The following is a 6,726-nucleotide window of genomic DNA, read 5'->3' on the forward strand; positions in this document are numbered from 1 at the left end:
AACAGAACCCTCACGGGTACTCGTGCACGACGACGGCCGCGGCGCCGACACCTGGGTGCCGCTGCAGGACGGCCTCGATCTCGCCGAGTTCCATCCGCACGCCGGAGATCTTCACCTGCCGGTCGACCCGCCCGAGGTACTGCAAGGTGGGGCGCGCGGAGCCGGACGCCGCGGGCGACAGAAGCTTGACGGCGTCGCCCGTTCGGTAGAGCCGCTGGGTGGGTGTCGCGCCGAACGGGTCCTTATAGAAGGCCTCGCTCGTGCGTTCCGGGTTGCCCAGGTAGCCGCGCCCGACGCAGACGCCCCCGACGAACAGCTCACCGGTCTCGTCCAGGTCGCAGGCCGTCCAGGTGTCGTCGTCCTCTTGCTTGAGGACGTAGAGCTGGGTGTTGATGATCGGCGTGCCGATCGGCAGGCGGAGAAGCTCCAGGTCAGAGCGCACGATCGTGTGGTGCGTGACGTCGTCGGAGCACTCGGTCGGCCCGTAGGCGTTCAGCAGCCGCGCGTGCGGCATGGTCTCCAGCCAGCGCCGCGACAACTCCGCCGGAAGCTCCTCCCCGGTCGCGATCATCCACCGCAACCCAGACAGCGACCCCGCCTGCGCGGCCGCGAGGTCGTCCAACAGGTGTCTGACCATGGTCGGAACGAGCTCGACGATGGTGATGCCCTGGTCGTCGACGGCCCGCGCGAACGCCACCGGGTCGTGCCCGACGTCGTCGCCGATCACGTCCACCCGGCCGCCGATCAGCAGCGGGCAGAGCATCTGCCAGACCGAGATGTCAAAGCCCAGCGGCGCGGTCTGCGCGAGCACGTCCGCCCCGGTCAGCTCCAGATCCACGATCTTGGCATAGAGGTGGTTGATCATCCCCTGGTGCTCGACGACCGCGCCCTTCGGCTTGCCCGTCGAGCCCGAAGTGAAGAGGACATAGCGCGGCTGGTCGAGCGACTCCAGGCGCGGTTGACCCTCCCAAGGCTCGCAGTCCAACGCGACACCTGGATTGTGGTCCGGGTCCTGAGCTTCGGTGGTACGGCCTGGAGTCGGAGGCGTGCGGACGACTCGTACCCCCGCCTCGGCGGCGCCGGCGATCAGCGCGGAAGCGGGCTCGCCGGTGTCGACGGTGAGCAGAACGTTCGCGCCGGCCTGGTCCAGGACGTCGCGCACGCGGGCGGCGGGCCAGGTCTCGTCGGCGGGCACGTACAGGGCTCCGACCAGCTCGATCGCCAGGAACGCCGAGATCACGGCGGCGCAGCGCGCGCCGCCGACGCCGACCACGTCGCCGGGCCGTACTCCCTCGCGTTCCAGCAGCGTGGCGAGGCGGCGCGCCTCGGCGGCCAGCTGCGCATAGGACAGGGTGCGGGCGGCGTCGGTCACGGCGGGCAGGTCCGGCCGTTCGGCGGCGGTCCGCTCCACCCGGGTGATGACGGGATCGGAGAGGTCGACGGCGTGCTCGCGCGTCATGCCGTGCCGGGCGGTGAGCGCGCGGGCCCGCTCGATCTCGGCGGCGGGAACCTCCAGCACGGGCAGCTCGGCGACCGTCATCAACCGTTTCATCTTAACTCTCCGTGATGTGATACTTCTCCACCGTCATCACTTAATCCGGCGGATGCCACAGCTTATGTCGGGACCCGGCCACCCGTTCCCTAGAATCTGCGTATTCGACACTACTGGCCGGTAAGTAGGGGGTTGCGACGTGACATGCCCGAAGGTACGGTGATGCTCCGCCATGGTCCGGTCAGAGCCTCGCGGCCGCACTTCGGGGGAAATGATGGGGGAACTCCAGAAATTGCTTTCTGGTTTTTCGATTCCAACTGCACCAAATCAACCAAATTGCGTGAAGTTGAGGGTGGCAGCGTGCCCATAATCACCTCGCCGCAGGACTTCAATGTCGAGGACCTCTATGTGGACCTGCGACCGGTACTGGGCTGTCCTGTCTTCCTCAAGTGCGAGGGCTTCAATTTCGCCGGTTCGGTGAAACTCAAGGCCGCCGCGGAGATGGTGGAGGCGGCGGAGCGTGACGGCGTCCTCACGCCAGATTCGATCATTGTCGAGTCGTCCTCGGGCAACCTCGGCATCGCGCTCAGCATCATCGCGGCGAGCAAGGGCTACCGCTTCATCTGCATCACCGACCCGCGCTGCAACCCCGCCTCGATGCGCCTCATGCGCGCGCTCGGCGCCGAGGTGCGGGTGATCTCCCAGCAGGACGACAACGGCGGCTTCCTGGAGAGCCGGATCCGGTACGTCCGGGAGCTGTGCGACCCGGCGCCCGGCGAGGAGCGCGGCCGGCACGTCTGGCTCAACCAGTACGCCAACCACAACAACTGGATGGCGCACTACCGCGGCACCGCGCCCGCCATCGACGCCGCGTTCCCCGAACTCGAGGTGCTGTTCGTCGGCGCCGGCACGACCGGGACGCTGATGGGCTGCGCCCGCTACTTCCGCGAGCGCCGCCGCCCGGTCACGATCGTCGCGATCGACGCGGTCGGGTCGGTCACATTCGGCGGCATCCCCGAGCGCCGCATGGTCCCCGGCCTCGGCACCAGCGCCCGCCCTCAGCTCGTCGACGAGTCCTACATCGACGACGTCGTGCACGTGCCCGAGACCGACACGATCCGGACCGTGCACCGGCTGTCGGCCCGCGGCTTCCTGTTCGGCGGCTCGACCGGCACCATCGTGTCCGGCGCCGAACGGTGGCTGGCCGAGAAGTACCCCGGCGAGTCGCCGGTGGCCGTGGCCATCGCCCCCGACCTGGGCGAGCGCTACCTCGACTCGATCTACGAGGAGAGCTGGCTGCGCGAGAATTTCGGCGACATCCTTCCCGAGCTCAACGTCCCGGGCGCCGATATCCTCGGCATCTGATCATCTATCCCCCTTTCGTGGAGTCCCAGATATGACGCAAGCACCCTCATTCGCCGTGATCTCCGGCGCCCAGGTCCACGAGGCCGTGTCCGGGCGCGAACGCGAGGTCACCGCGATGATCGAGGCGGCCTACCGCCTGCACGGCGAGGGGCAGACCGTCAACCCCGACTCCTACTTCCTGCGCTTCCCCGACCGCCCGTCCGACCGGATCATCGCGCTGCCGGCCTCGGTCAAGGGCGACGTGGACGTGCACGGGATCAAGTGGATCTCCTCGTTCCCCGGCAACGTGCAGGCCGGCATCCCCCGCGCCTCGGCCGTGCTGATCCTGAACGACACCCGGACCGGCTACCCGTTCGCCTGCCTGGAGAGCTCCATCATCAGCGCCGCGCGCACCGCCGCCTCCGCCGCGCTCGCCGCCGTCCAGCTGAGCGAACGCCGCGGCGTCACCCCCCGCCGCGTCGGCTTCTTCGGCGTCGGCCTGATCGCGCGCTACATCCACACCTACCTCGCGGGCAACGGCCTGGAGTTCGACGAACTGCACGTCCACGACCTCTCCCGCGAGCACGCCGAGGGCTTCAAGGGCTACCTGGAGCGCACCGAGAAGGGCACCGTCACGATCCACGACGACGCCGAGTCCCTCGTCCGCTCGTCCGACCTGATCGTCTTCGCCACCGTCGCCGGCGAGCCGCACGTCCACGACACCGCGTGGTTCGACCACAACCCCCTCGTCCTGCACGTCTCCCTGCGCGACCTCTCCCCCGAGATCATCCTGGGCTCCTACAACGTCGTCGACGACGTCGAGCACTGCATGAAGGCCAACACCTCCCCGCACCTGGCCGAGCAGAAGGTAGGCAACCGCGACTTCGTAGCCGGCACCCTCTACGACGTCCTCACCGGCACCACCACCCCGCCCGCCGACAAGCCGGTCGTCTTCTCCCCGTTCGGCCTGGGCGTCCTCGACCTAGCGGTAGCCCGCTACGTCTACGACCAGGTCACCGACTCCGGCGCCCTCCAGACCGTCCCCGACTTCTTCCACGAGATGAAGCGCTACGGCTAACCCCACCCGGCCCGGCTCTAGCACGTCCACACCCCTGCACCACTCCGCTCCACCACAGCTCAGCCCCGGCACGGCTGGATCCTCGTGGTTTGATCTCCCGTTGAGTATCGAGCGTCCATTCGGGCAGGGGTCCCTTATGGACGAGAAACGCGGAGACGTCCAGGAGCTGACCGACTTCGAGCTCTACGTCTACGAGACCGTCGCCGAGATCGACAAGGACGGCGGGACGGCCGACATGGAGACCATCAAGTCCCAGGTCGACCGCCCCGAAGAGGACATCTGGGCCGCCCTGAGCCATCTGATCTCGGCGAACCACCTGCGCTCGACCACCCACGGCTTCGCCCTGGGCTCCCACGACTGGGCTCCCTGACCGCCCTCCGCATTGGCGACCGCTCCTGCCCTGTGGCGGGCAGGGGCGCTCGTACGGCACAATCAACCAAGCAAGCGTCAGGTTGGGAGGCCGTGGGGATGAGACTGGTCGTCACCGAGGAGCAGGAGGAACTGCGCGAGGCGTTGCGGCGGTTCTTCGCCGACAAGTCGCCGAGCGCGGAGGTCCGCCGGCTGATGGGGACCGCCGAGGGGTACGACCCGGGCGTCTGGGCGCAGATGGCCGAGCAGCTGGGGCTGCAGGGCCTGGCGGTCCCCGAGGAGTACGACGGGGCCGGCTTCGGCGTCCGCGAGCTGGCCATCGTCCTGGAGGAGATGGGACGGGCCCTCGTCTGCGCCCCCTACCTCTCCACGGTCGTACTGGCGGGCACCGCCCTCCAGGCCGCGGCCGACAACGAGACCAAGCAAGAACTCCTGCCTGGCATAGCCGCCGGAAGCACACTGGCCACCCTCGCCTGGACAGAGGGCGAGAAGTGGGACTTGGCCTCTGTCGCCATGACCGCCCGCCCGAACGCGCTGCATTTTGAGGAGCATCCCAGCGAGCCCGGCGGCTGGATCCTGGACGGCACCAAGTCCTACGTGCTGGACGGCCACATCGCCGACTTGATCCTGGTAGCGGCACGCACCGACGCGGGCCTCTCCCTCTTCTCCGTCGACGCCTCAGCCCCCGGCCTCACCCGTACGCCCCTCCCAGTGGTCGACCAGACGCGCAAGCTGGCGCGCCTGGACTTCGCCGACGTCCCGGCTCGCCTCATCCGCAGCGACGCCGAAGAGGCGCTCACCCACACCCTGAACATCGCGGCCGTCGGCCTGGCAGCCGAGCAGTTGGGCGGCGCGCAGCGCACCTTGGAGATGACGGTCGAGTACGCCAAGGTCCGCAAGCAGTTCGGCCGCCCCATCGGCAGCTTCCAGGCCATCAAGCACCGCTGCGCGGACATGTTCGTCCAGGTCGAGTCCTCCCGTTCAGCCGTCCTGCAAGCAGCCGCAGCAGCAGACGAAGACCCCTCCCAACTCCCGGTCGCCGCCGCCCTCGCCAAAGCCTTCTGCTCCGACGCCTACTTCTTCACCGCGGGCGAGACCATCCAGATCCACGGCGGCATCGGCTTCACCTGGGAGCACGACGCGCACCTCTACTTCAAGCGCGCCAAGGCGTCCCAGGAGCTGTTCGGCCCGCCCGCCCACCACCGCGGCCACCTGGCGAAGCTGGCGGGGATCTAACCTTGGGCGAATGAGGCGAGCGAGCGGAAGCATCTTCGGACTGGCCTACGGCGACGCCCTCGGGGCGCCGACCGAGTTCCTCACGATGCACCAGATCCATCAGCGCTACGGCAAGGACGGTCCCCGCGAGCTCACCGGCTCCCCCGCCCTGGTCACCGACGACACCCAGATGGCCATAGCGGTGGCCACCGCCCTCCTGGACGCCCTGGAAAACCCTCCGTTCACCCCCGACCTCATCACGCCGATGTGGCGGCGCCGCTTCATCGACTGGCTGCACAGCCCCGACAACAACCGCGCCCCGGGAAACACCTGCCTGCGCGCCTGCCGAGGCATGGACAGCGGCCTCCCCTGGATCGAAGCCACCCAGCACAACTCCAAGGGCTGCGGCGCCAACATGCGCGTCACCCCCATCGGCCTGGTGCCCGGCTTCACCGACGAGACCCGTTCCGGCGCAGCCCAGCTCCAGGCCGCCCTCACCCACGGCCACCCCACGGGCTTGGCCGCCAGCGAGCTGACCGCCTTCGCCACCCACTGGCTTCTACAGGGCATGCCTCCCGCCGACCTGCCCTCAGCCCTCCGCGACCACTCCCACGCCCAGCGCACGACCTACCACCAACGCTGGCTGGGCGACCTGTGGAAGCACTCCAGCAGCGACTCCCCCGAGGCCTTCATCTCTCAAGGCTGGGACGAGTGCCTCCAAGCCCTCGACAACCTCGACACCGCCCTCACCCTCTCCAAGCGCGACTCCGACCCCTGCGAAATCACCGGCGCCGGCTGGGTCGCCGAAGAAGCCCTGGCCACCTCCCTCCTCTGCTTCCTCCTCTTCCCCGAAGACCCCGTCTCGGCCATCTCCCGCGGCGCCGCCAGCTCCGGCGACTCCGACTCGATCGCCTGCCTGGCCGGCGCCTACGCCGGCGCCCACCTGGGCATGGACGCCTGGCCCCCAACCTGGCGCACCCAAATCGAGTACGCCGACCGCCTAACCCGCATAGGCACCGCCTGGGACCGCCCCAACACCCCCTAATCCCCTCGGCCCCAGACCACCCCACCCAAGCGCCACCCCAAACCCAACCCACGCGCGCAGTCCTCGACCACCCCAACCTGGCCCGGCACACGCCGCTCCCCGACCACCACGCGCTGATCGTCAACCAGCACGGCCAGCCCCCAACCAGCCCAGGCCGACCCAACCGTCGCAGGCTGGCCCCGA

Annotated in this window: 6 protein-coding genes; 5 read left to right on the forward strand and 1 reads right to left on the reverse strand. The window is 69.0% G+C overall.

Annotated elements, in window-relative coordinates; genetic code table 11:
• Positions 1 to 10 precede the first annotated feature (10 nt).
• Positions 11 to 1,552 (reverse strand): amino acid adenylation domain-containing protein, encoded by a 1,542-nt coding sequence (locus tag J4573_RS29775; protein ID WP_208259188.1) that lies wholly within the window; start codon positions 1,550 to 1,552, stop codon positions 11 to 13.
• 300 nt (positions 1,553 to 1,852) lie between these two features.
• Between J4573_RS29775 and sbnA the strand changes: the two genes are divergently transcribed.
• The 5 genes from sbnA (at position 1,853) to J4573_RS29800 (ending at position 6,543) form a co-directional block, all read left to right on the forward strand.
• The gene (gene sbnA, locus J4573_RS29780; RefSeq protein WP_208259189.1) at positions 1,853 to 2,857 is read left to right on the forward strand and encodes a 2,3-diaminopropionate biosynthesis protein SbnA; all 1,005 of its coding nucleotides are present in this window, start codon (positions 1,853 to 1,855) and stop codon (positions 2,855 to 2,857) included.
• A gap of 31 nt (positions 2,858 to 2,888) precedes the next feature.
• A complete protein-coding gene (sbnB, locus tag J4573_RS29785) occupies positions 2,889 to 3,914 on the forward strand; it encodes a 2,3-diaminopropionate biosynthesis protein SbnB (protein ID WP_208259190.1) in 1,026 nt (341 codons plus the stop codon).
• Positions 3,915 to 4,050: 136 nt separating this feature from the next.
• The gene (locus tag J4573_RS29790) at positions 4,051 to 4,284 is read left to right on the forward strand and encodes a hypothetical protein (RefSeq protein WP_208259191.1); all 234 of its coding nucleotides are present in this window, start codon (positions 4,051 to 4,053) and stop codon (positions 4,282 to 4,284) included.
• A 98-nt stretch (positions 4,285 to 4,382) separates the two neighbouring features.
• Positions 4,383 to 5,519, forward strand: coding sequence for an acyl-CoA dehydrogenase family protein (locus J4573_RS29795; protein WP_208259192.1), 1,137 nt, complete (start codon positions 4,383 to 4,385; stop codon positions 5,517 to 5,519).
• A 10-nt stretch (positions 5,520 to 5,529) separates the two neighbouring features.
• A complete protein-coding gene (locus J4573_RS29800; RefSeq protein WP_208259193.1) occupies positions 5,530 to 6,543 on the forward strand; it encodes an ADP-ribosylglycohydrolase family protein in 1,014 nt (337 codons plus the stop codon).
• Positions 6,544 to 6,726 lie beyond the last annotated feature (183 nt).

The organism is Actinomadura barringtoniae (genome assembly GCF_017573505.1).
Lineage (GTDB): Bacteria > Actinomycetota > Actinomycetes > Streptosporangiales > Streptosporangiaceae > Spirillospora > Spirillospora barringtoniae.